The 25,578-nt window shown below is 48.7% G+C and carries 19 protein-coding genes and 1 pseudogene; 6 read left to right on the forward strand and 14 right to left on the reverse strand.

Going from position 1 to position 25,578, the window contains the following annotated elements:
• Nucleotides 1-18: 18 nt before the first annotated feature.
• Together XMA152_RS08545 and XMA152_RS08550 are read right to left on the reverse strand one after the other, a co-directional pair.
• Nucleotides 19-1,797 (reverse strand): acyl-CoA dehydrogenase, encoded by a 1,779-nt coding sequence (locus XMA152_RS08545; RefSeq protein ID WP_173480470.1) that lies wholly within the window; start codon nucleotides 1,795-1,797, stop codon nucleotides 19-21.
• Between the two features lie 202 nt (nucleotides 1,798-1,999).
• Nucleotides 2,000-3,058 (reverse strand): AraC family transcriptional regulator, encoded by a 1,059-nt coding sequence (locus XMA152_RS08550; protein ID WP_173480469.1) that lies wholly within the window; start codon nucleotides 3,056-3,058, stop codon nucleotides 2,000-2,002.
• A 280-nt stretch (nucleotides 3,059-3,338) separates the two neighbouring features.
• Between XMA152_RS08550 and XMA152_RS08555 the strand changes: the two genes are divergently transcribed.
• Nucleotides 3,339-5,231 carry a DUF1302 domain-containing protein gene (locus tag XMA152_RS08555; RefSeq protein ID WP_173483343.1) on the forward strand — a complete coding sequence of 631 codons (1,893 nt, stop codon included), beginning with the start codon at nucleotides 3,339-3,341 and terminating at the stop codon, nucleotides 5,229-5,231.
• Nucleotides 5,232-5,260: 29 nt separating this feature from the next.
• Nucleotides 5,261-6,601, forward strand: coding sequence for a DUF1329 domain-containing protein (locus XMA152_RS08560; RefSeq protein ID WP_173483344.1), 1,341 nt, complete (start codon nucleotides 5,261-5,263; stop codon nucleotides 6,599-6,601).
• Nucleotides 6,602-6,726: 125 nt separating this feature from the next.
• Here XMA152_RS08560 and XMA152_RS08565 read toward each other — a convergent pair whose 3' ends face one another.
• The 3 genes from XMA152_RS08565 to XMA152_RS08575 form a co-directional block, all read right to left on the reverse strand.
• The gene (locus XMA152_RS08565; protein WP_173483345.1) at nucleotides 6,727-6,903 is read right to left on the reverse strand and encodes a hypothetical protein; all 177 of its coding nucleotides are present in this window, start codon (nucleotides 6,901-6,903) and stop codon (nucleotides 6,727-6,729) included.
• A gap of 153 nt (nucleotides 6,904-7,056) precedes the next feature.
• Complete coding sequence (locus tag XMA152_RS08570) at nucleotides 7,057-7,818, reverse strand: alpha/beta fold hydrolase (protein WP_173480466.1); 762 nt, start codon at nucleotides 7,816-7,818, stop codon at nucleotides 7,057-7,059.
• Complete coding sequence (locus tag XMA152_RS08575) at nucleotides 7,815-8,441, reverse strand: TetR/AcrR family transcriptional regulator (protein WP_173483346.1); 627 nt, start codon at nucleotides 8,439-8,441, stop codon at nucleotides 7,815-7,817. The genes XMA152_RS08570 and XMA152_RS08575 overlap by 4 nt, the downstream gene beginning before the upstream one ends.
• 98 nt (nucleotides 8,442-8,539) lie before the next feature.
• On the opposite strand from XMA152_RS08575, the gene XMA152_RS08580 reads away from it, so the two are divergent.
• The 4 genes from XMA152_RS08580 (at nucleotide 8,540) to XMA152_RS08595 (ending at nucleotide 15,159) form a co-directional block, all read left to right on the forward strand.
• A complete protein-coding gene (locus XMA152_RS08580) occupies nucleotides 8,540-9,388 on the forward strand; it encodes a crotonase/enoyl-CoA hydratase family protein (RefSeq protein ID WP_173483347.1) in 849 nt (282 codons plus the stop codon).
• Nucleotides 9,389-9,415: 27 nt separating this feature from the next.
• Complete coding sequence (locus tag XMA152_RS08585) at nucleotides 9,416-11,440, forward strand: FAD-dependent oxidoreductase (protein WP_173480463.1); 2,025 nt, start codon at nucleotides 9,416-9,418, stop codon at nucleotides 11,438-11,440.
• Nucleotides 11,441-11,689: 249 nt separating this feature from the next.
• Entirely contained in the window at nucleotides 11,690-12,796 is a 1,107-nt protein-coding gene (locus XMA152_RS08590; RefSeq protein WP_173480462.1) for a YCF48-related protein, read from the forward strand.
• A complete protein-coding gene (locus XMA152_RS08595; protein WP_173483348.1) occupies nucleotides 12,793-15,159 on the forward strand; it encodes an RND family transporter in 2,367 nt (788 codons plus the stop codon). Before XMA152_RS08590 ends, XMA152_RS08595 begins: the two co-directional genes overlap by 4 nt.
• Before the next feature lie 131 nt (nucleotides 15,160-15,290).
• Here XMA152_RS08595 and XMA152_RS08600 read toward each other — a convergent pair.
• The 9 genes and pseudogenes from XMA152_RS08600 to XMA152_RS08640 all read right to left on the reverse strand — a co-directional run bounded on the left by XMA152_RS08600 (nucleotide 15,291) and on the right by XMA152_RS08640 (nucleotide 25,536).
• Nucleotides 15,291-16,392 (reverse strand): annotated as a pseudogene (locus XMA152_RS08600) (IS3 family transposase).
• A gap of 249 nt (nucleotides 16,393-16,641) precedes the next feature.
• On the reverse strand, nucleotides 16,642-17,817 hold the full coding sequence (gene fadA / locus XMA152_RS08605) for an acetyl-CoA C-acyltransferase FadA (protein WP_173483349.1): 1,176 nt from the start codon (nucleotides 17,815-17,817) through the stop codon (nucleotides 16,642-16,644).
• 12 nt (nucleotides 17,818-17,829) lie between these two features.
• Complete coding sequence (gene fadB, locus XMA152_RS08610) at nucleotides 17,830-19,992, reverse strand: fatty acid oxidation complex subunit alpha FadB (protein ID WP_173483350.1); 2,163 nt, start codon at nucleotides 19,990-19,992, stop codon at nucleotides 17,830-17,832.
• Between the two features lie 69 nt (nucleotides 19,993-20,061).
• Nucleotides 20,062-20,991 carry an electron transfer flavoprotein subunit alpha/FixB family protein gene (locus XMA152_RS08615; protein ID WP_173483351.1) on the reverse strand — a complete coding sequence of 310 codons (930 nt, stop codon included), beginning with the start codon at nucleotides 20,989-20,991 and terminating at the stop codon, nucleotides 20,062-20,064.
• Between the two features lie 12 nt (nucleotides 20,992-21,003).
• Nucleotides 21,004-21,753 (reverse strand): electron transfer flavoprotein subunit beta/FixA family protein, encoded by a 750-nt coding sequence (locus XMA152_RS08620; protein ID WP_173483352.1) that lies wholly within the window; start codon nucleotides 21,751-21,753, stop codon nucleotides 21,004-21,006.
• A 405-nt stretch (nucleotides 21,754-22,158) separates the two neighbouring features.
• Nucleotides 22,159-22,884, reverse strand: a complete 726-nt coding sequence (locus XMA152_RS08625; RefSeq protein WP_371731416.1) for an enoyl-CoA hydratase-related protein — start codon at nucleotides 22,882-22,884, stop codon at nucleotides 22,159-22,161.
• Nucleotides 22,885-22,904: 20 nt separating this feature from the next.
• Nucleotides 22,905-23,462 carry a DUF2889 domain-containing protein gene (locus XMA152_RS08630; RefSeq protein ID WP_173480455.1) on the reverse strand — a complete coding sequence of 186 codons (558 nt, stop codon included), beginning with the start codon at nucleotides 23,460-23,462 and terminating at the stop codon, nucleotides 22,905-22,907.
• Nucleotides 23,463-23,480: 18 nt separating this feature from the next.
• The gene (locus tag XMA152_RS08635) at nucleotides 23,481-25,151 is read right to left on the reverse strand and encodes an AMP-binding protein (RefSeq protein WP_173483353.1); all 1,671 of its coding nucleotides are present in this window, start codon (nucleotides 25,149-25,151) and stop codon (nucleotides 23,481-23,483) included.
• 67 nt (nucleotides 25,152-25,218) lie between these two features.
• Complete coding sequence (locus XMA152_RS08640; RefSeq protein ID WP_173480453.1) at nucleotides 25,219-25,536, reverse strand: SCP2 sterol-binding domain-containing protein; 318 nt, start codon at nucleotides 25,534-25,536, stop codon at nucleotides 25,219-25,221.
• Nucleotides 25,537-25,578 lie beyond the last annotated feature (42 nt).

A 25,578-nucleotide genomic window follows, 5' to 3' on the forward strand; every position in this document is an offset into this window, starting at 1 on the left:
CACTTATGCTGTTATTGCTTAAAACTGATCTTCAGAAAGCGCCATTACCGCTTCACCACCGCTCTGCATCGCCTTAAGAAGAGCGCCGGTTCTTGGTAATAACTGTTCAGCATAAAAACGCGCACAGACGATTTTACTCTCGAGGAAATCTTTATCTGCATCAGGTGCCCCTAGCTTGCCTTCTGCAATAGCCGCGGACTTCGCCATCAACCAGCCACCGCATAGGTAACCCAGTAACATCATGAAGTTCACGCTGGCAGCGCCTGCTGCAGCGGGGTCTTTAGCTCCTTTATCAAGTACCCACTTACGCGCAACATCAGCATCATCGAGAGCTGAATCTACCGCTTTTACAATAGCGCTCATGGCTTCGGAGTTGATGCCATCCAGATCAGCTTTAATCTCTTCCAGCAATGCAGATAGCGCCGCACCTTTATCTATGAGGGTCTTACGGCCAATCAGATCAAGAGCCTGAATGCCTGTTGTGCCTTCGTAAATGGTCAGGATACGTGCATCACGGTAATGCTGCGCAACCCCGGTTTCCTCAATAAAACCCATACCGCCATGAACCTGCACAGCCAGATAGGTGAGCTCCTGAGACAACTCAGTCATCCAACCCTTTACAATTGGGGTGTAGAGTTCGGTACGTGCATGGTGAATCGCTTTTGTCTCTTCATCCTGCGCATTTTTAGCGCGATCAGCTTCTGCTCGCGCCACATATGCAAGGGCCCGCATTGCCTGAGTACCCGATTTCATCTGCAGTAACATACGACGTACATCCGGGTGTTTAATGATGCTGATGCGAGAACCATCCCGAAGGGTTCCCTGGATACGGTCTTTGGCATACGCCAGCGCATGCTGGTATGCGCGCTCAGATATTGCCAACCCCTGTAATCCTACTGCCTGACGAGCATCGTTCATCATGGTAAACATGCATGCGAGACCATTGTTCTCAGCACCCACCAGATAACCCACTGCACCGCCGTTATCACCAAAACTCATGACACAGGTCGGGCTGCCATGAATACCCAGCTTATGCTCCAGAGCAACAGGGGCCACATCGTTTCTTTGGTCAGTGATATTACCCTCTGCATCCAGCATGAACTTAGGCACAACAAACAGAGAGATACCCTTCACGCCTGCTGGCGCATCCGGTAACCGGGCTAATACCAGATGAGCGATATTGTCTGTCATCTGATGATCACCCCAGGTGATAAAGATTTTTTGTCCGGTGATACGGTAATGATCACCTTCAGGGACGGCTCTGGTTTTCAGAGCGGCCAGATCGGTGCCGGCATCGGGTTCAGTCAGGTTCATGGTACCTGTCCACTCACCGCTGATCAGTTTAGGCAGGTAGGTATTCTGCAACTCTTCGCTACCATGGGTTTCAATCGCTTCAATTGCCCCCTGAGTCAGCAACGGGCAAAGCGCCCAACCAAGGTTTGCAGACTGCCAGATTTCATTCACAGCAACAGACAGTGATAAAGGCAACCCCTGCCCTTCAAATTCCGGGTTGCCCGCCAGAGATGGCCAGCCACCCTCACAAAACTGCTGGTAAGCCTCAGAAAAACCCTCGGTTTGCTGAACATTACCATCAGCAAGGGTTGCACCCTTCAGATCGCCTACCCGGTTAAGTGGGGCCAGTTGCTCTTCGCCCAGCTTAGCCGCTTCATCAAGCACAGCTTCACCAAGGCCTTCAGCGAATTCATCAAGCCCTGCCTGATGACAAATCTGTTCAAGACCCACCAAGTCATTTAATACAAACAATGCATCCTGATAAGGAAAACGATACTCACTCATCGCTCATGTTGCTCCGTTCCTCGCAAGCCTGAATACATTCCGGCCTGCTTTTATTATTCTTCGAAAGCGTTTTTACATTTGGGAAATGCTTAATTCATGATCTTCTCAGAGCACGCCCCAAACAATAACAATTCAAGCCTTATCTACTGACAAAAAAATTCATACGCTATAAAAACTCAGCAATTATAGGCCTCAGCGCGGTTTATGTTTGCTCTAATTGCTGGCAATAGGTGTCACTGCGGCGATATTCACCCGGTGTCATCCCGGTCCATTTTTTGAAGGATCGGAAAAATGCCGATGGCTCCTCAAAGCCCATCAAGCCGGCCACATCATTAATCGAAAGCTGCGGTGAATTCATATAATTCAAAGCTGCCATTTTGCGGCATTCATCCTTAATTTTTTGATAGGAAGTATCTTCCTCAAGTAATCTCCGTCTCAAGGTGGAAAATGACATGTGCAGCCTGTAGGCAATGTCTTCTGCACTCGGCAACTCCTGGCTGAAATCCTTACCAATCAGAGCAACTACCTGAGCCTTCAGACTGGCATCGTCATCTACCATCACAATCAACTGATAAGGGGCCGTTTTCAGAAAGCTTCGCAACGTATCCGGGGTCTGGACGATGGGGTAATCGAGGAATCTTGCTGGGAAAACAATTGCGTTATCGTGCTGATCGAATTTAACTTCAGACTGGAAAACGGTTTTGTATAAGGAGATATCTTCAGGTTCCGGAAATGACAGATAGGCCGCTTTCAAGTCCAGTCGGGCGCCCAGCAACCAACATAAGAAGTGATGCCACATCGACAAAGAGGTCCGAATTTTTTCCGGTGTAGAATCCTTCAACAGTTCCTCCAGATCCATTCCAGAGGCATCAGTAGTGGTGAAAGAAACCTTGGCGTATCGGCCTTTTCTCACCAGAAAAGGTTTGACCTGTGTGCCACGACAAATTTCATGGAAATCACTGGCACGATAGATGGCGTGTTCAAGAGTTTTACAGTGAATCAGGCAATGGCACATCATCCGGAAGGTACCATTAGGCACCTTTCCTCCACTCAACATGCCAAAATATTCATCCTGCGCAATGTAATAGATTCGCTGATACAACAGTCCAAACTTATCCGCCGGAAACTCTGTTTGGGTATCAATCATGCTTGAATCGATACCAACATAGTTCAGCAGTTCATCAACACTATAACCCTGCTCTTCAACCAGTTTCAGTAACTGCCGCACGTAGCCAGCAGGAACCGTTATCTTACGTTCCATTGCTTCTCTAACCTGTTTTTTGTTAACCAGAAACGCACTTCCCATTTTTATTTTTGGCACTTAAGGTCATTTTTTTCAACCCTAAAGAACAAATTTGTTACTAAGCTTGGCGGCAATTGTCATTGAGAACTGTTTTAAGACCGACAATGATTACTAACATCCAAAAACCTGCATATAGAGCTTTAACCCTCTATTTATTCAGTATTTTTGGATGTTTTGACTAAAATCTATAAATATATAGTCAGAACCTTTTAAAAAAATAAGAAGTCAGGTGAACGAAATGGCAATAAAAAACCGGATTTTGCAGCGCAGCAAAAACCAATCCCCGGCATTCTCCCGCCGTCTTCTGCCTACCCTCATAGGCAGTGTAGTTTTCATGAGCCAAGCTCAGGCGATTGAATTTAATCTGGGAGAGATTGAAGGACGTTTTGACTCTCAAATCTCTGTCGGTGCAAGCTGGCGTATGGATGATCCAAAAAGCAGCCTGATCTCATCGCCAAATGGCGGAAGTAGCTCCGGATCAGGAAGCTATGATGACGGCAACCAAAACTTTAAAAAGGGTGAAACCTTTTCCCAAATTGTAAAAGGCGTGCACGACCTAGAACTAAGAAAAGATAACATTGGTTTTTTTGGCCGAGCTAAGTACTGGTACGATGCCGAACTAGAAGATGGCACAAGAGCCCATGGCCACTCACCAAATAGCTACAGTGCCGGAGAAGAGCTTGATGACTCCGATTTCAATGATTTCTCCAAGTTTTCTGGTTTCGAAGTCCTCGATGCATATGTATTTGGTGGCTTTGACATAGGGGATAAACCACTAGATGTAAGATTAGGGCGACAGGTTGTGAACTGGGGTGAAAGTACCTTTGTTCAAGGCGGCCTCAACTCCATAAACCCATTTGACGTTAATGCTTTCCGCCGCCCCGGCGCTGAAGTAAAAGAAGGCCTACTACCCGTAAACATGGCCTTCGCCTCTCTGGGTATTACTGATAATCTAAGTGTTGAAGGTTTCTATCAGATAGAATGGGAGCCAACAGCTATTGACGGATGCGGCACATACTTTTCTAACATCGACTTCGCAGCAGAAGGCTGTAATGGTATCCGTATACCCCTTCCAGTTGGAGATGCCACCTACTTTAATCCAACCGCAGCAACTGCCGTTTTCCGTTATGACCCAGTGATTTATCGTAATGCCAATGGTCGGCGTGAAGCGGATGATAATGGGCAGTTTGGATTCTCAGCACGCTATTTTTCAGAAGAGCTCAACAATACTGAGTTTGGCTTCTATTTCGCAAAATACCATAGCCGCTTACCTGTTACGAGCGCTGTAAATACCAACACTGATGCAGCCACTTATGCCGCTACTTTCGGTGCTGCAATCGATGGTGATGCTTCACAGGAACAAGCATCAGTAGTAGCAACAGGAACATTGGTTGATACTACTTACTTCACAGAATACCCCGAAGATATAAAAATGGTTGGTATGAGCTTCAACACCAATATTGGTGATATAGCTTGGTCTGGCGAAATTAGTCATAAACGTGATGTCCCCGTGCAAATCAACGGACCACTTTTGGTAGCCGCGATATTACGCCAGCATACGCCTGCACTAGGAGCACAAGCATCAGGCAATGCAGCAGCAGACGCTTTAGTTTCAAACGCGGGCTTAGGTGGAGAAATTCAGGGGTACTCAGAATTCGATATTACCCAAGTTCAAACCAGCTTTATAAAATTCTATGATCAAGTACTTGGCGCTAGCCGCTTAGCGCTGATTGGAGAACTTGGATGGACACATGTACACGGCCTTGATGAAGGAGCAAATGCACTCAAATATGGTCGAAACGGTGCGTACGGTTACACGGCGGGCGATACCGACGGTTTTGTAACTCAGGATTCCTTTGGTTATGCCGTTCGTGCAAACCTGACCTATCCAAACGTGTTTGCCGGTGTAAACCTGTCACCACAGATCAGTTTCAGACACGGTATTGATGGTTACGGCCCACAGCCTGGCCCTGCTTTTAATGAAGATGAAAAAACACTGGGCCTGAGTCTGACAGCTGACTACCTGAATAAATACAGCGTTTCACTGTCTTACACTGATTACTTCGGTGGTAATTTCAACTCCATCGAAGATCGTGACTTTATCTCGCTTAGCGCAAGCGTTTCATTCTAATTATCAGCAGACAGATGGAGAGATCATCAATGTATAACACTAAAAAATTACTGCTGAGCACTGCATTATTATTAAGTTCCAGCTCACTTTTAGCGGCTACCACCGCTGAACAAGCAGCTGAGCTGGGTGCTTCACTCACGCCTATAGGTGCAGAAAAAGCAGGTAATGCGGCTGGCACGATTCCGGCCTGGAACGGTGGATTGGCTGGCAGCTCTGATCGCTACAACAATCCGTTTGCCGACGAACAACCACTGTTCACGATTACCGCTGCCAATGCAGAACAATACAAAGACAAGCTGACTCCGGGACAGCTGGCGATGCTGAATAAATACCCTACCTTCAGCATCCCAGTGTATCCAACTCACCGAACTGCGGCGATGCCTCAGGAAGTTTATGACGCGGCTAAATCCAATGCGACAACAGCACAGCTCACTGATGGTGGTAATGGCCTTCAGGGGTTTAACACTGCCATTCCATTCCCTGTTCCGAACGATGGTTTGGAAGTAATCTGGAACCATATGACCCGCTATCGCGGCGGTGCTTTGGAACGTACCTTTGTGCAGGTTCCGGTTCAGGCCAACGGTAGCTTCACACCGGTTAAAATCAACGAGAAGATGTCCTGGCCAACTCACCTCAAAGGCGGCACAAACCCGGAAAAAGATGCGAACATCCTGTTCTACTTTGTTCAGCAGGTAAAAGCCCCTGCCCGTCTGACCGGTAACGTACTCCTGGTCCATGAAACCATGAACCAGGTTACACAGCCACGACAGGCATGGACCTACAATGCAGGTCAGCGCAGAGTGCGTCGGGCTCCTCAGATCGCCTATGATGCACCCGGTACAGCAAGCGATGGTCAGCGCACAACCGACAATCTGGACCTGTTTAACGGCGCACCTGATCGCTACAACTGGAATCTGGTTGGCAAACAGGAGCTGTATATCCCATACAACAGCTTTAAGCTTGCAGACCGAGGTCTTAAGTACGAAGACATTCTCAAACCAGGACACCTGAATTCTGAACTCACACGTTATGAATTACACCGTGTATGGAAAGTCGAAGCGACTTTGAAAGAAGGCGAGCGCCACATCTACGCAAAACGTACTTTCTATATTGACGAAGACAGCTGGCAGATCGCCGTAGTGGACCATTACGATGGCCGTGGCGAGCTATGGCGCGTAGGTGAAGCGCATCAGTTCCAGTATCGTGATGCCAACGTACCCTGGTTAACTGCGGAAGCGTTATATGATCTGCAGTCTGGTCGATATCTGGTAGGTAGTTTAACCAACGAAGAGGGGGAAGGCTTCGACTTCACCCAGCGCTTTGAACATAAAGATTTTACTCCACAGGCGATCCGTCGACTGGGAAAATAACAAGTTATCTCCAGCAAGGTAACAACAAAAAGCCCTCTCATATGGAGGGCTTTCCATTTGAATTCTGAAGTGTATTAGCTGTTACAGCAGTCTTTGCTAACTTCTTTGCTCACTTGGGTTAAAACTCAATCCTGTTCCAATGGTTTTTCCATATCCTCTTTCAGGGCTTGTAAACATTCCTTGCATTGAGGCATTTCACGACCATAACGTTCCCAGTCGAGTTCTTTTTTTGCCATCGCATCTTGCATGACTTCCTCTAAACACTGGTTACATTCAACCGGGATATCCACACTCGCTTTCATCAACCCACTCCTACTGACGTGATCTAATAATAGTAGACGCTGTGTCAGAACTTTCTTTAGGAGTTTTTCCTAATTAGAACCACTCTCTACCAAAGTCCAAATGGCTGATAGCTGATGACTGATAAACAGGTGACTGGAGAATCGAGGGCAGGCTTATTTTGAAAGCGCTGAATTAATAAGTTCAGCTGTGATTTCCGGGGATTCAAGAGGGAAAAGGTGGCCGCCATCAACAGCAACCAGATTCATTTCAGGAAAGTTGCGTTGCCACCAGCGTTTATCATGACGGTTAAACAAATGACTCTTACGACCGTAGATGACAGTACCGCGTACACGCTTAAGGCACCGGGGTACATCCAGTAAGACATTGCGAAAAACATCCGCTTCGATATCTGCTGAGATGCTCAGCTCAACACCCTGCTCGTTTTCGGTTAAACCGTGTTTGATATAGTCAGCAAAACATGCAGGATGAAAATCTTTGAACAGGCTTTTACCTGCAAAATAAGCTTCCGCTTCTTCACGACTGGCAAACTGAGCCCGCCTTTTAGCGGCTCTTCCGGCAGGAGTAATCCGATCCATAAGGCCCAGGGCCTTACACAGTTTCAAGGCATAACGTTTGCGTTTACTGAATACCACCGGATCGAGCAGGATAACCTGTCTAAAAAGTTCAGGTTTTAACGCAGCGGCTATCAGGGTGACAACAGCTCCGGCTGAATGACCAACCCCAATTACGGGCTTATTATGCTGCTGTTCGATCTCAGCAATCAGTTCCTCCGCGTAATTACGCAGACTGCCATTCAGTGGGTAATCCCCGTGCCCCATCTTTTCAACGCAGCTGACTTCATGCTCAGGTAATAAGCTGAACAAGTGGCCATAGCAACTGCCGGGGAATCCGTTAGCATGGCTGAACTGAATCACTTTTCTGCCTCTGCCGGGTAATTCTGATTAATCAGTAACTGCACCGATGTACGGGCAATATCCTGCAGATCTTCACGATTTACATAGATACCGTCATTAAACAACCTACACAAACCATGAATAGAAGCCCAGGCAGACTGAGCGATCCTCAATGCAGGTAAAGAAGGTTCAAAAACGCCCTCGGCTTGCAGCTCTTCAACCCAGTTCAGCAAAACGCGAAAACTGTTTCGGGACACTTCCTGCAATGTCTGCGTAGGTTCTCCGGTTTTCCAGATATCGCGGCCATACATCAGGTCATAAGTTTCGCGTTGCTCATCAGCAAAGCGGATGTAGGTAATCACATAGCGCTCAAACTGCTCTACAGGATTCAGCTCTTTAGCGTTTTCGTTCAAGGCTTCAATCAATTGATCCTGAAGATGGAAGCCCTGTTCTGCTATTGCGCAAAGCAGTTCATTTTTGTCTTTGAAGTGATGATAAGGCGCAGTGCGAGACACGCCTGCCTTGTCCGCAAGTTTGCGGATAGAGAGGCTTTCAACGCCCCCTTCAGCAATCAGATCCGTGGCTGCCTGCAACAAGGTAATCCGGAGATCACCGTGGTGATATGGTTTTTTTCTACTGTTCATGAACGCAATCTATCAACCAATCTTGACAGTGTCAAAATAGATCACTATCTTGACACCGTCTAGTTTAATAACAAAAACCTAAACAGGATTGTTTTCAGATGAGCTATAGCTGTTTTAACCTCAACGTTGAGAACCACATTGCCCGGCTAGAATTTAAACGCCCCGAAGCCTGCAACTCCATGAACAGGGACTTCTGGATAGAGTTTCCGGAAGCCATCAGAGCGCTGGATATTGAGGGAGACACCCGGGTACTGGTCATCAGTTCTCAGGGCAAACATTTCTGTTCCGGAATGGATCTGGAGGTTTTTACTCAGCCGGACCAAAGCCTGTTCAATGGTGAAGCCGGTCGCAGAGCAGAATCTGTGCGCCGTCTGGTTATGCAACTGCAAGAATGTTTTATGGTGTTGGAAACCGCACGCTTTCCGGTTATCTCCGCGATTCAGGGTGGCTGCATAGGCGGCGCTCTGGATCTGGTGTGTGCCACTGATATGCGTTACTGCACTGAGGATGCCTATTTCACCGTAAAAGAGACGGCGCTGGGCATGACTGCAGACCTGGGGACCCTGCAACGTTTACCAGGCCTTATACCGTCTGGGCTCGCCCGAGAACTCGCGTATACCGCACGTAAAATGCATGCTCAGGAAGCTCAAACATCCGGACTGGTAAATCAGACCTTCCCGGATCAGGCATCGATGCTGGATGCAGTAATGGGCATTGCCCAACAGATTGCTGCCCACTCCCCTCTGGCAATCACTGGCACCAAGCAGATGATCAACTATGCTCGGGATCACAGCCTGCATGACAGCCTCAGTTACATGGCTACCTGGCAGTCCGGCATGTTTCAACCTAATGACATGATGCAAAGCTTCAGCGCGAAGGTTTCTGGAAAAGCCGCTGTATTTGAACCATTACGCAAAATAACCCAGCCACTTCAAGCTGCCGACTAAAACAATAACGATAAAGAGATACTAAGAATGACGACAACAGCCTACCCTAATCTTTTACAGCCCCTGGATCTGGGTTTCACAACTCTGAAAAACCGTGTCCTGATGGGTTCTATGCATCTGGGCCTTGAAGAAGCACCCAATGGATTTGAACGTATGGCTGAGTTCTACGCAGAACGTGCCCGTGGTGGCGTCGCCCTGATCGTAACCGGAGGCATAGGTCCAAACAAGGAAGGTGCTGTGCATGGTCATGCTGCGCAAATGGCTTCATCAGAAGATGTAAAAAACCACCGCATCGTGACGGATCGGGTACATCAGGAAGGTGGCAAGATCTGTATGCAGATCCTGCATACGGGCCGCTATGCCTACAACCCTCAGCCAATTGCGCCCTCTGCGATTCAGGCACCGATCAACCCATTCCCACCCAAAGAGCTTTCGGAAGACGATATTGAGCAACAGATCAGAGATTTTGTGAACTGTGCCTCGCTGGCTAAGGAAGCTGGATATGACGGTGTCGAAATTATGGGGTCAGAGGGCTATCTGATTAACCAGTTTATTGCCGCACGCACCAACCAGCGCGATGATGGCTGGGGGGGTGAATATGACCAGCGTATCCGCTTTGCTCTGGAAACCGTTCGAAGGGTGCGTGAAGCCGTCGGTACTGACTTTATCATTATCTACCGCCTTTCCATGCTGGATCTGGTTGAAGGCGGTAGCAGCTACGAAGAGATCGTTCAACTTGGACTGGCGATTGAACAAGCCGGTGCCACCATCATCAATACCGGCATCGGCTGGCATGAAGCCCGCATTCCCACTATTGCCACAAAGGTACCTCGTGCTGCATTCACTTGGGTGACAGCCAAGGTGCGTAAGGCACTTAATGTTCCGGTCATCACCTCAAACCGAATCAATATGCCCGATGTGGCTGAAGAGGTCCTGGCCCGTGGTGATGCGGATATGGTCTCTATGGCCCGTCCGTTTCTGGCAGACCCGGAGTTCGTGCAAAAAGCCGCCGAAAACAGAGCCGATGAGATCAACACCTGCATCGGTTGCAATCAGGCTTGTCTGGATCACGTTTTCGTTGGCAAACTGACTAGCTGCCTGGTTAACCCGCGTGCCTGTCATGAAACAGAACTGGTGATTACCCCAGCCACCGATATTAAGAACATTGCAGTAGTCGGTGCAGGGCCAGCCGGTTTAGCCTTTTCCACCACCGCAGCTCAACGTGGCCACAAAGTCTCTCTGTTTGATGAAGCATCCGAGATCGGCGGCCAGTTTAATATTGCCAAACGCATTCCAGGCAAAGAGGAGTTCTATGAAACCTTGCGTTATTTCGGTAAGCAGATTGAGCTTACGGGAGTAAACCTTCAGCTAAACACTAAAGTAACTGCAGAAACACTTCAGGTAGGCGGATTCGATCAGGTTGTACTTGCCACTGGCATTAGCCCCCGCACCCCGGATATTGAGGGTGTTAACCACCAGAAAGTGCTCAGCTATCTGGATGTTATGAAGGGTGCTGAGGTTGGTCAGAAAGTCGCGGTTATCGGCGCAGGCGGTATTGGTTTTGATATCTCCGAAGTACTGGTGCATCAGGGTGAATCCACCAGCCAGAACATCTCCGCCTTTATGCAAGAATGGGGAGTGGATATGAGCATGAACGCCCGAGGCGGTGTAGAGAACATGAAACCTGTCTTTGAACCGGCTGCTCGAGAGGTGTTCCTGCTGCAACGTAAGAAAAGCAAGGTCGGCAGCGGTCTGGGTAAAACAACCGGCTGGATACATCGTACCGATCTCGCCAAGAAAGGTGTGAAAATGCTCAACAAATGTGAGTACCAGAAGATCGATGATCAGGGCTTACACCTGCTGGTCGATGGCGAACCGCAATTACTGGAAGTTGATAATGTCATTATCTGTGCTGGGCAGGAGCCTAAACGTGATCTGGCTGACCAGATTAAAGATGTGCCGGTCCATCTGATCGGCGGTGCTGATGTGGCTGCGGAGCTGGATGCCAAACGCGCGATTCATCAGGGCACGCAGTTGGCTGCAACAATTTAAACACCCATTCCATCTATAAAGGGCAGCGGTTTTGATCAACCCTGCCCTTTTTTATGACCGTAAACGCCACCTTTTTCCCTATCAATTTTCACAGTAATTCAAGCACCTAAGCAGGGTTTGAAAAATAATGTCATAAAAACTGGTGACTTTTGTTATTGGCGATTCTATACCTAATAAAGCATGATTCAGGTAACCTTTCAGGCAGATCCAGAAAGGCCACCAAATATAAAAATAATTACTGGTTATCAGATGTTCAAAAGAATTACTGGCAGTTCGTTACTGATACTCTGCTCACTATTTACACCTCTATCTTCATCTTCGGCCTCAGAACAACTGACGCCAGATCGCCTGTCTACTTCAGCCCTCACCCGTGAAGGTGCTGAAAAGTCACTGCTGTTATCCGTCGCTAATACAGGCAAAAGACTGGTTGCTGCCGGAGAGCAAGGCGTCATAGTTTACTCGGATGATCAGGGCAAGAAGTGGCAACAGGCATCAGTACCCGCCAGTACACTGCTGACCAGTATTAAATTCACGGATAATCAGACCGGCTGGGCGATTGGTCACGATGGTCTGGTGCTTAAAACCAACGATAGTGGCTCCAGTTGGAAATCCGTTCTTAGCGGTAACGACATTAACCAGTTACGAATCTCGGCTCTTGAGAATCTGCTCGGTTCCATGACGACCGATAACTTCACACCCGAACAGATTGAAGATACCGAATATGCCTTGGATGATGCGGTCATCGCACAGGAAGAAGGACCAACTTCACCCCTGCTGGATATGCTGTTTCTGAATTCCAGCCACGGTTTCCTGGTCGGTGCCTACGGTACGATGCTCGAAACCAGAGATGCAGGACAAAGCTGGCAGTTTATCGGACATATGCTACCGAACCCGGAAGGTTTCCATCTTAACCGCATCTATCAACTTAAATCCGGACGCTTGCTTATTCTCGGTGAAGCCGGGCTTCTGCTCGTCAGTGACGATAAAGGAGAAAGCTGGCTAAACCTTGATTTTCCTTACGATGGTTCCTTCTTCTCAGCAGCAGAATCGGATGCTCTGTACATCATGGGGTTACGCGGCAACACCTTCCGTTTTGATGATCAAAACCAGAACTGGCAAAGAGTTCAGCTGCCGGTCGCAGCCACCATCAACGATGCCATTGTGGTTGAAGATCAGATTATTATGGTCGGTCAGGGCGGCACGCTGTTGCGTCAGGAAGGCACTGGATTTGAGCCTCTGGGTAAACGTCAGCTACGAACATTTACGTCCCTGACACAGGTGGCTGATTCACTGGTGATTACCGGTGAAACCGGCATTGTGCACCTATCGCTTATTGGTAAGGAGGCTGCACAATGAACAAGCTATCCGCTCTGCTTTTGTGGCCTATCCAGACCAGTGAACGCCTGGCCGAATACTTTCTCTATACACATCGCAAACTGGTACTGGGCCTGTTCCTGATTGCTACTGTGATTCTGGGCTGGCAAGCCAGCCAGATCCGCCCGGATGCCAGTTTTATCAAGATGATCCCGTCCTCGCACCCTTATGTTGAGAACTACATCAACTACCGCGATGACCTTGCCGGATTAGGCAACAGTATCCGTGTGGTGGTGGCTGCAAAAGATGGGGATATCTTCACAGCTGAATTTCAGGAAACGTTGAAAAACGTTACCGATGAGCTGTTCTTCATTCCCGGTGTAGACCGCTCCGCCCTGAAATCTATCTGGACCCCTAACGTCCGCTGGACCGAGGTTACCGAAGAAGGTTTTGTCGGCGGTCCGGTTATTCCCGCTAAATACGATGGTTCCGCGCAAAGTCTGGAACAGGTACGGACTAACATTCTGCGTTCCGGTCAGGTAGGTATTCTGGTTGCTAACGATTTCCGCTCTGCGATGGTTCAGGTGCCGCTGTTTGATAAGCACCCGGATACCGGTGAACGCCTTAACTACCAGAGCTTTTCGGAACAGGTTGAAGAGCTGATTCGTGACAAATACAGCTCAGACGCCGTCGATATTCACATCACTGGGTTTGCCAAAATCGTCGGCGATCTGATTGATGGTGCGACTGAAATGGCTCTGTTCTTTGCCGTGGCTTTCCTGATTACCCTGGCCCTGCTTTATCTCTACTCCGGCAGTGTTATGGGTACGATTGTGCCACTGATCTGTTCCCTTGCTGCGGTTATCTGGCAGTTGGGCCTGCTCAAGATGCTGGGCTATGGTATCGACCCCTACTCCATGCTGGTGCCGTTTCTGGTCTTTGCCATCGCCGTCAGCCACGGTGTGCAGATTGTAAATACCATCACTCTGGAATCCGCGACCAATGGCGCCGATAAGATTCAGGCATCGCGCCATGCATTTAAAACCATCTATATTCCCGGACTCACAGCCCTGATCTCAGACGGCATCGGTTTTATTACTCTGATGGTAATTCAGATTCAGGTGATTCAGGATCTGGCAGTCGCTGCATCAATTGGTGTTGCTGTAATCGTACTGACCAACCTGATGCTACTGCCACTGCTGATGAGCTATGTTGGCGTGGGTAAAAATGCGATCGCGCGGGCAAAACGCAATATTGCAAAAGAGAACTCTCACTGGCGCATGTTCTCTGTGTTCGCCACACCTAAAGGTGCCACCATGGCGATTACCGTTGCCCTGTTTATGCTGGTTGGTGGTTTGTACTTCAGTCAAGATCTGAAGATCGGTGATCTGGATAAAGGCGCACCGGAGCTGCGTCTGGACTCCCGTTACAATCTGGATAACGCCTTTATCACCGACAACTACTCCACTTCCAGCGATGTCTTTGTGGTGATGGTCGCAACTGAAGAGGAACAGTGCAGCAGCTTCCAGACCCTGTCACTGGTTGACCGCTTCCAGTTCTACCTGCAAGGCATTGAAGGCGTGCAATCCAGCATATCCTTAACTGATGTCTCTGAGCGGGTAACTGCGGGCCTTAACGAATGGAACCTGAAATGGCGTTCTGTCAGCCGCAACCAGTTCGTAATCAACGCCTCCCTAGCTTACGTTCCCGCAGGTCTGATGAACAGCAACTGCTCGCTTCTTCCTGTCATCGTTTTCCTGGATGACCACAAAGCCGAGACCCTGAAAACCATCACCGCTGCCGTAGAAGACTTTACCGACAACCATCAGGTTGAAGGCATCGAGTTCCTGATGGCCGCGGGTAAAGCCGGTTTTGAAGCCGCAACTAATGAAGTGATTGAAGACGCCCAGTACGAGATGCTGATCTGGGTATATTCCGTCGTCAGTATTCTCTGCCTGCTGACCTTCCGTTCCATCAGCACCGTGATCTGCATCATCGCGCCACTGGCACTGACATCCGTGCTTTGTCAGGCATTGATGGCCCAACTGGGTATTGGCGTTAAGGTCGCTACTCTGCCCGTCATCGCATTGGGTGTAGGTATTGGTGTCGACTACGGCATCTATATCTATTCGAAGATGAAAACCTACCTGGAACAGGGCCATAGTCTGCCAAACGCTTATCTGGAAACACTGCAAAGCACCGGTAAATCTGTTGCCTTCACCGGCCTTACGTTAGGTATTGGTGTGGTCCTATGGGTACTCTCACCCATCAAATTCCAGGCGGATATGGGTATCCTGCTGACCTTTATGTTTATCTGGAACATGCTGGGTGCGCTGATTCTGTTACCGGCGATTGCCTGCCTGCTAAATCCTTACGGTAAGACGAGCAACAAAGTAGAGCCTTAGAATATTTAGAGTTTAAAGGTGTGCAGGCTGGTGAAAAGAGCAAAATCAAACACGATAGAGTTTGGATAGAAAACCAAACTCCAAATGATTTTGCTCTCCCCTTTATATAAATTTGAATCGCCACTAGTTCTTTAGACACTCAGCAGCCGTTTTTCATATCGGTTTTCATACTCTTTCGGTGATAGCTGATCATTAAAACCATGACATCGTTTGCTGTTGTAAAACAGCTCTATGTATTCAAAGATATCACTGCGTGGATCTTCTCTGGTTGCATAAACCTTGCCGCGGATTCTTTCTGATTCAGTAGTTGGAAAAAGCTCTCAGCAACGGCATTGTCGTGGCAGTTATCTCGTCGGCTCATACTGCCTTTTAGGCCATGTATCTCTAAAAAGGATTGCCAATCATAGCTTGTGTACTGACTTCCCTGACCAGAATGAACGACTACCTCTGACTGAGGATTACGTCGCCATACAGCCATGAGCAACGCATCTAGCACCAGTTGCTTTGTGATACAGGATTGCATTGACCATCCAATCACCCTTCTTGAGAGCAGGTCAACGACAACACCCAAATACAGCCACCTCTCATGGGTTTTGATATAGGTGATATCTGTTACCCAAGCTTTATTAGGGGCAGCGACACTGAATTGCTGCTGTAGTCGGTTCGGAGTAACAATATGAACCTTCAACCCAGCTAACCGCATGAGCCGATAAACTCTATTGGGGCCACAGGTTTCACCATACTCGCGCAGATCACTATGGATCTTCCGATAGCCATACAAACCACCTGACTCCAGCCAGTACTGCTTGATCAATCCAGTGAGCCGTTGATCTGCTGCATAGCGCCTGGAAGAAGGCTGCTTACGCCATGCGTAATACCCACTAGGATGCACATCCAGTAATGAATAGAGCTGGCGTACGGGCCAATCCTTATGATGATCACGGATAAAGGTTTACCTCAATCGGACTGGTTGGCGAAGTACACCGCTTTTTTTAATATATCTCGCTCTTCAGTGACTCGCTTCAGTTCTTTCTTGAGGCGGCGTATCTCTAACTGCTCATCTGACTTCGCTTTATACTCGGCTGAATCGGGGCCGTACTTCTTGACCCAGGCATAAAGGCTGTGGGTTGTAACATCGAGCCGATTAGCCACATCTGCAATGCTGTAGCCTCGGTCAGTGACCTGTTTAACCGCTTCGATTTTGAACTCTTCGGGATAACGTTTGTTGCTCATAAGCACCTCTTTAAAAGCCATTTTCTATGGCTGAGAGGTGTCTAGCAAACTAGTGGCGATGAACTGGGATAATGTAGAGCGCCATTAGCCTTCCTCTTGGATACTGTGGGTAATCCTTACATGAGTGTGAGTTGGTTAAAATTGCTTTCTGATTCTATCGCCTGATTTTAGGCAATATTAAATGAAAAGCCCCGCAAATGCGGGGCAAATAGCGAAAAGCGAGTGTTGCAAGAAAGAGTTAGGGCTGGGTTAAACACGCTCTATGATGGTGGAAATACCCTGGCCCATACCAATACACATGGTCGCCAGACCTAATGTGCCATCGTTCTGTTCCAGTACGTTCATCAGCGTGTTGGTGATACGGGAACCGGAGCAGCCCAGAGGGTGACCCAGTGCAATTGCACCACCTTTGAGGTTTACTTTGTCTTCCATCTTATCGAGCAATTTCAGACCTTTTAGGACAGAGAGGCCTTGTGCTGCAAACGCTTCGTTGAGCTCGACATAGTCGATATCGTCGATGGAGAGACCTGCACGTTTCAGTGCTTTCTGAGTGGCCGGTACCGGGCCGTAACCCATAATGGATGGATCACACCCTGCGACTGCCATGCTCACAATGCGGGCACGTGGCGTCAGGCCCAGCTCTTCTGCTTTGGCTGCTGACATCACCAGCAGTGCTGATGCGCCATCGGAGAAAGCAGAGGATGTACCAGCAGTAACGGTTCCCACTTTAGGCACGAACACTGGCTTGAGGGCACTCAGAGTTTCTACTGTGGTTTCCGGACGGATTACTTCGTCCGCTTCCAGCAGGGATTTAAAGCCGTTTTCATCATGACCTTCTACCGGGATGATTTCGCTGTCCCACAGGCCTTTAAGATGAGCTTCGTGCGCCAGACGATGGGAACGTGCCCCGAACTCATCCTGCATCTCACGGCTGATCCCGTTCATCTTGCCCAGCATTTCTGCGGTTACGCCCATCATCATGGCCGCTTTTGCCACCTGCTTAGACATTTCCGGGTTGATATCCACACCGTGCATGATGGATACGTGACCCATATGCTCCACACCACCGGCGATAAAGATGTCTCCGTTGCCAGTCATGATCGCCTGTGCTGCTGCATGCAACGCTGCCATGGAAGAACCACACAATCGGTTGATGGTCTGCGCTGCTACCGTGTGAGGAATGCCTGCCAGAACAGCAGCGTTACGGCCAATGTTGAAGCCCTGTTCTTTAGTCTGGTTTACACAACCCCACATGATATCTTCGATTTCGCCGGCTTTTACCGCTGGGTTACGTTCCAGCAGGCCTTTCATTACAGCTGCTGACAATGCTTCGGCACGGACGTTACGGAACGAGCCGTTTTTCGATTTACCCATCGGGGTACGAACACCGTCAACGATTACTACGTCATTTGGTTTTAAGTTCATTTGTCTTACCCCTTAAGCCTGTGCAGTTGCTGGTAGATATGTCTCGCCTGCGGCGGCCATCTTTTTCATTTTCTCTGTTGGCTGATACAACGGCCCCAGAGATTCGTATTTCGCTGCCAGGGCACAGAAGTTATCCAGGCCAAGCTGGTCCAGGTAGTGGAATACACCGCCACGGAATGGAGGGAAACCGATACCGTAGATCAGGCCCATATCGGCTTCTGCCGGGCTGTCTACGATGCCATCTTCGAGGCAACGTACCGTTTCGATGCACAGTGGAATCATCATACGTTCAACGATCTCTTCATCGCTGAATTCGCGGCTTTCTTTGGCAATGCCTTCCAGCAGTGCGGGGACGTCTTCATCAACAATTTTCTTCGGTTTACCTTTGCGGTCCAGCTCGTACTGGTAGAAACCTTTGTTGTTCTTCTGGCCGAAACGCTCCAGTTTGAACATACGGTCGATCACGTTTTCGCCTTCATGGCTCATGCGATCTGGATAACCTACCGCCATCACCGCATCGGCGTGGTGTGCGGTATCGATGCCAACAACGTCGAGCAAATACGCTGGGCCCATTGGCCAGCCGTACCCTTCCATCACTTTGTCGATCTGCCTGAAGTCTGCGCCATCTTCCATCAGGGCCGTAAAGCCACCGAAATACGGGAACAGAATTCGGTTAACCAGGAAGCCTGGGCAGTCATTCACAACAATTGGGGTTTTACCCATCGCTTTTGCATAAGCGACGGTACGCGCAACGGCTGCTTCCGAAGATTTCTCACCGCGGATAACCTCAACCAGCGGCATCTGATGCACGGGGTTAAAGAAGTGCATACCGCAGAAGTTTTCAGGTTTTTTCAGAGCCGTAGCCAGCTCTGTAATCGAGATCGTTGATGTGTTGGAGGTCAGGATCGCGCCTTCCTGTAGCTGTTCTTCAACTTCTGCGAGAACCGCTTTTTTAACCTTAGGATGTTCAACTACCGCTTCAACCACCAGATCAACGTTACCGAAATCACCGTAGTTCAGTGTTGGGGTGATCTTGTTCAGTACGCCTGCCATTTTCATGGCATCCATACGACCGCGGGATACACGTTTGTTCAGCAGTTTAGTGGCTTCATCCAGACCCAGTTGCAGGGCACCCTCGTTAATATCCTTCATCAGGATTGGCGTGCCTTTAACCGCGGATTGATACGCAACACCGCCGCCCATAATACCGGCACCCAGTACGGCAGCCTTGGCAACAGGTTCTGCTTGTTTCTCAAAGCTTTTGCTGACTTTTTTCACATACTGATCTTTAAGGAACAGGCCCACCAGTGATGCGCAGACATCTGTTTTAGCCACTTTGACGAAATTTTTCGCTTCCACTTCGTTGGCTTTTTCACGTGGCAGGTTGGCATGCTTCTGAACCGTTTTCAGAGCTGCCATAGGTGCTGGATAGTGAGGACCCGCCTTACCACCGATGACACCTTTAGCGGATTCAAACGCCATCATCTGCTCAACCTGATTCAGTTTGATCGGGCTCTTCTTCTCATCACGACGGGCCTGATAATCAAACTTGCCGGAAATACAGCCTTTCAACAGATCCAGCGCGGCTTCACGTACCTGTGCTGTGGTCACTACCGCATCAACCGCGCCATCTTTAAGCGCTGCATCGGCACGTTTTTCAACACCTGCGCAGATCCACTCATTCGCGTTATCAACACCGATCAGACGAGGCAGACGAATGGTGCCGCCCCAACCGGGGAAGATACCCAGTTTTACTTCAGGCAGGCCCACTTTGGCCTGATCACCCAGTACTCTGTAATCTGTCGCCAGGGCGACCTCAAACCCACCACCGAGGCAAAGTCCGTTAATTGCTGTAACGGTGGGGGCTTTTAGGTCTTCGATCTGATTTAACAGACCGTGGGTCTCCATTAAACCGGCAATCAGTACATCGTCTTCCTGTGTGAAGAAGCCCATGAACTCGGTGATGTCGGCACCGACAATAAAACTCTCTTTAGCGCTGGTAAAAATAACGCCCTGCAGGTCATCAATCGCCTGCACGACAGCTACGGCTTCATGCAGTTCTGCAGTGGTGGCACGGTCGAGTTTGTTAACAGCATCATCTTTGCGGTCAAAAACCACTTCGTAGATTCCGTTTTCGACCGGCTGAACCTGAATCGATTTTCCTTCGAAAAGCATCTAAGTTGCTCCGTCTAATTTTTATTTTTGGCCCCGTTTTCACGAGGCACTTTGGAATTCATTGAGGGCTTACAACTTGCCCTCTAACTCGGGTACTGCCTCAAAGAGGTCTGCCACCAGACCATAATCTGCCACCTGGAAGATTGGGGCTTCTTCATCTTTGTTGATCGCAACAATGATTTTGGAGTCCTTCATGCCTGCCAGATGCTGAATGGCACCGGATATACCCACCGCGATGTACAGATCCGGTGCAACCATCTTGCCGGTCTGGCCTACCTGCATATCGTTAGGGACAAAACCTGCATCAACTGCGGCTCGGGATGCACCCACTGCAGCGCCGAGTTTGTCTGCCACTTTGTAAAGCAGGTCAAAGTTCTCGCCGTTGCCCATACCGCGACCACCGGATACCACTACGGATGCTGCAGTCAGTTCCGGACGGTCACTTTCCGCCAGTTCTTCACCGACAAAGCTGGAAATACCCGCATCACAGGATTCGCCTACAGTGGAGATTTCAGCTGAGCCGCCGCTGTTTTCAATCGCATCAAAAGCGGTACCGCGCACGGTAATGACTTTGACAGCATCAGCCGACTGCACAGTGGCAATTGCGTTACCTGCATAGATTGGACGTTTGAACGTATCATCCGCCTCTACAGAGATGATGTCTGAGATCTGGTTTACATCCAGCAGCGCAGCAACCCGTGGCAGGAAGTTCTTACCGGTTGTGGTCGCAGACGCGAGAATGTGGCTGTAATCCGCAGCAATGCTCAGAACCAGTTTGCTGACATTTTCTGCCAGCTGATGTTCATATGCCGGGCTATCCGCAGTGAGTACTTTACTTACTGCAGGAATCTGTGCCGCTGTATCTGCCACAGCACCACAACCGCTACCCGCCACCAGTAGGTGCACGTCACCGCCAATTGCTTGTGCTGCCGCCAGTGTATTTAAGGTAACTGGTTTAAGTTCTTTGTTATCGTGTTCAGCTATTACCAACGTAGTCATCACTCAACCTCCTTAAATCACTTTTGCTTCGTTGCGCAGTTTCTCGACCAGCTCATCCACCGAGCCGACCTTAATGCCTGCCTGACGTTCTGCAGGTGGCTCTACGCGAAGTAGAGTGAGATTACTGCCGACACTGACACCCAGATCATCCGGGCTCAATACTTCCAGAGGTTTACGTTTCGCTTTCATAATATTTGGCAGGGCTGCATAACGAGGCTCGTTAAGGCGCAGATCTGTAGTCACAATGGCTGGCATAGCCAGTTCAACCGTTTGCAGGCCGCCATCGACTTCACGGGTTACCTGAACACTGTCACCCGATACGTTAACTTCAGAGGCGAACGTACCTTGTGGACGATCCAGAAGCGCAGCCAGCATCTGACCGGTCTGGTTATTGTCTGAATCGATCGCCTGTTTACCCAGAATCACCAGACCTGGTGCTTCTTTCTCAACGACTTTTTCCAAGAGCTTGGCAACGGAAAGTGAATCCGGTGCATCTTCAGTCTCGATACGAATACCGCGGTCAGCACCCAGTGCCAGTGCAGTTCGAATCTGCTCTTCACAGCTTTTGCTACCAATAGAAACCACAACAACTTCATCCGCAGTGCCCGCCTCTTTAAGACGTACTGCTTCTTCCACTGCGATTTCACAGAAAGGGTTCAGGGCCATTTTTACATTGGCCAGATCAACATCACTGCTATCTGCTTTAACGCGCACTTTGACGTTGTAATCTATGACACGCTTTACAGCGACCAGTACTTTCATAACTGCCTCTTCTATTTCTTTCCGGCTGTTGTTTTTAGTTATGTTTAAATACTAGTTGCGGACCAAAATTCAACAATGACAAAAAGCAGCTACATAACTGACAAAAAATGGCATTAAGCAACAAAGCCTCGTAAATAGTGGCTTACAGAGGCGTTTACAAACAAACAAAAACAATCAAAAAACACCAAAAAAGGCAGAAAGGTCTGCACAGCAACATCTGCTGCTGGCAGATAAAGTATGAAAAGTCAGAAAAACGAGGGCTGTTGGTTGCTATCTTTATCGCTATAGCTGGCAATAGCGTAGCGGTTTCGGCCGTTATCCTTAGCGACATAAAGCGCCTTATAAACGGAAATTTTCATTGAAAAATAAATAAGTTAGGGAAACAGAAAAGGGGCTGTTGCCCCTTTATGATTTCTGTAAAAAAGCCATAAACGCCTGACACGCTTCGTCCGAAAACAGTCTCTCGTAAAATACCTCAAGCTCTTCATCAATCACAGCAAGCAGGTTTTCCTGATACTGCTTTTTCATCAGACGCTTGGATTCCAGAACCGCCTCTTTGGGTAAACGAGCCAGCGCTTGTGCTCTTTCTCTGGCAACCTCGAGATAGGTTTCAACTTCGGCTATCACATTTACTAAACCGCTCTGTTGTGCTTTTTGTGCACCAAACGGGCGGCCTTCAACCAGGAGTTCAAAAGCCTGCCTCTGGCCTAACATCGAAGGGATGATCAAAGTCGCTCCGGCTTCAGGAACCAAACCCAGATGTACAAAAGGCATCTGGCATTTGAGATCCTCAGAGGCGATCACCAGATCACAGTGCATCATCATGGTGGTTCCAATACCAACCGCATTGCCCTGAACAGCCGCCATGAGAGGTTTATTATAGGTGGCTATATGATGCAGAAAACTGACCACGCCTTTCAGATTTTCGCGGGAACCCATACCTGAAACGAAATCCTGAATATCATTTCCGGCACAGAAGCTTTGTCCCTCTCCCCGCAACAGGACCACTCTGACATTTTCATCCGTAGCGGCCTGCTCCAGATAGGATACGGCCTGTTCGTACATATTCAGGGTAATCGCGTTTTTTTTATCCGGTCGATTCAGCGCAATCTCAGCGACACCATCGTCCACCGTGTATAGAACCAGGTCCGTCATCCGTTCACTTCACTTTCCGGTTGGTAAAATTGCGGCGCGTAGGTCTTTACCATCTCACTGCTCTGCCCCCAGGTATGGCAACTATTGAGCATGAGCTTAGCTCCGGTTTCCAGAACATCCTCTTTGCTCACAGGCCATAGAGTCTGTACGGCGGTGGTCGCTACCACTGGCAACAGCTCATTCATATGGGTACAGCCTAAAACGCCACCCAACTTCTCTTTTACCTGCCTTAGCCACCCAGGACCAATACGGGTACCTTCTAACTTACGAAAGGCATCCGCAATTCTGGGGCACATGCGAAAGGGGCTGCTGTCGATACAGGCTTCCACTTCATAAATTAAGAACCGGCGATCCATAGTTACCCGGATGCTCATATCATGGTAGTTTTCACCTGCAGAGACATAACCGTCCCGCTCAAGGTTATCGATATCATAGGCTTTGATATCGGTCATTCTTGCTTCAATATCCCATAGCTGATCATCACGTTCGAAGCCATTACACATCACATTACGATTATGATGCTTTTTACGACGAACGGGTTTTGAGAGCGGCATAAGCAATGTTCTCGCTATTCAGGCAGCATCAGATTTAGTTTCAGGTGTTCTCAGCATTCGACGCAGAACTTTGCCTACATTGGATTTGGGCAGTTCCTGTGCAAACTTAACCTGTTTAGGGACCTTGTAGCGGGTCAGCTTATCCTTACACCATCCGCGCACTTCTTCTGCGGTAAGAGATGGATTACTGGATACAACAAAGACTTTCACTACTTCTCCTGAGATATCATCTGGTACACCAATGGCGGCACACTCAACGATATCCGGGTGCAGGGTCAGAGTATCTTCAACTTCGTTTGGATAAACATTGAAGCCGGATACCAGAATCATATCTTTGGCACGATCCACAATGCGGATATAGCCTTCATCATCCCGGGTCGCGATATCACCAGTAATGAAGTAACCATCATCTGTGAATGCGGAGCTGGTTTCGCGTTCACGTTGCCAGTAACCACGCATTACCTGCGGCCCTTTGACGCAAAGTTCACCCGCTTCACCATTTGGCACATCCTCGCCATCTGTGCCAATCAGACGCAGATCGGTATGTACCATTGGTTTACCAATAGTGCCCAAATGAGTCTGGTTTGGATCGTTGAAGCATACGGCTGGAGAAGTTTCGGTCAGACCGTATCCTTCAATGATTTCGCAGCCGGTTTTTTCTTTCCACAAAGCTGCGGTTGATGGATTCAGGGCCATGCCACCGGATGCGGTGAATTTAAGGCTGCTGAAATCCAGATTTGGAAAATCCTCGTTATTGCAGAGTGCAACAAACAAAGTGTTCAAGCCCACAAAGGTACTCATATTCCACTTGCCCATCTCCTTAACAAAACCCGGAATATCACGCGGATTTGGAATAAGTACGCTGTGACCACCCAACAGGGAGACCACCTGGGCAACCGTAAAGGCATAGATATGATAAAGAGGCAGCGGTGAAATAACGGTTTCAGCCCAGTTCACACCCGGCATCACCAATCGCTCTTCAGCTTGCAGCATATTGGAAATCAGGTTTGCATGAGTGAGTACCGCACCCTTGGACACGCCAGTTGTACCCCCGGTGTACTGCAACACGGCAACATCCGCCGTTTTTACCTCAACTGCTTCGGGTGATTCACCCACATACTGCATTAAAGCCTTACGCAGTGGCACGGCCTGAGGAAGGTTGTAATCCGGCTCCATTTTCTTGAGATATTTAACGGCTGCATTAAGCAGATTACGCTTAATGAAATCATGCAGGTCTCCCACCTGCGTCACGATCAGATGTTCAATGGCGGTGTTCTGCAATATTTTTTCTGCTTTGTGCGCCATGCTTTTGTGAATGATCAGCGCCTTGGCACCGGAATCACAAAACTGATGTTCCATCTCATTGGAGGTATAAAGCGGGTTGGTATTCACAACCACCAGCCCCGCTTTGAGAATGCCAAACAGCACAATAGGGTATTGAATCAGGTTGGGTAGCTGGATAGCGACGCGGTCACCGGGCTGAAGACTGGTTTCTTTTTGTAGATAGACTGCAAACGCATCCGATAACTCATCCAGCTCCTGGTAATCGATGGTACGTCCAAAGCTGGTGAATGCAGGGCGCGCTGCATATTTTTCGACACTGTACCGCAGGACATCGGGTACGGTCTGAAAGCCATATGAATTTATATCAGCCGGAATAGTATCCGCCGCAGGTAGCTGCTGCACCATCGTGGGCTCCTCAATAGTTATTCTTATAGAGAACCTGAAGGTTCAAATTTATTTGTTGTAATAAATTTTAGGCTACAGGGAAAATCGCAGCCAGTTTAGTTGCCAGCATAATATCGCCATCTGCCTGGATACGGCCACTCATAAACGCCTGCATGCCGTCAGTTTCTCCTGACATCACCTCTTCAAGTGTTTCAGTGTCCATTCGCAGGGTAACGGTCGCATCATCATTACTACCTTCTGTCACTTCGCAACTGCCGTCCTGTACAGTTACAAACCATTCACCACCGTCACTGATTTCATACTGGAACACTGCATCTGTGCCCGCTGCAGCATCTGCATTAAAGCGACTTTTCATTTCGGTAAAGATTGAATTCATATCAGCCATTTGTGTACTCCCGGAACTGTTTTTATTTTTAAGTTGATAACG

It is taken from the genome of Marinobacterium sp. xm-a-152, assembly GCF_013282965.1.
Taxonomy (GTDB): Bacteria; Pseudomonadota; Gammaproteobacteria; order Pseudomonadales; family Balneatricaceae; genus Marinobacterium_E.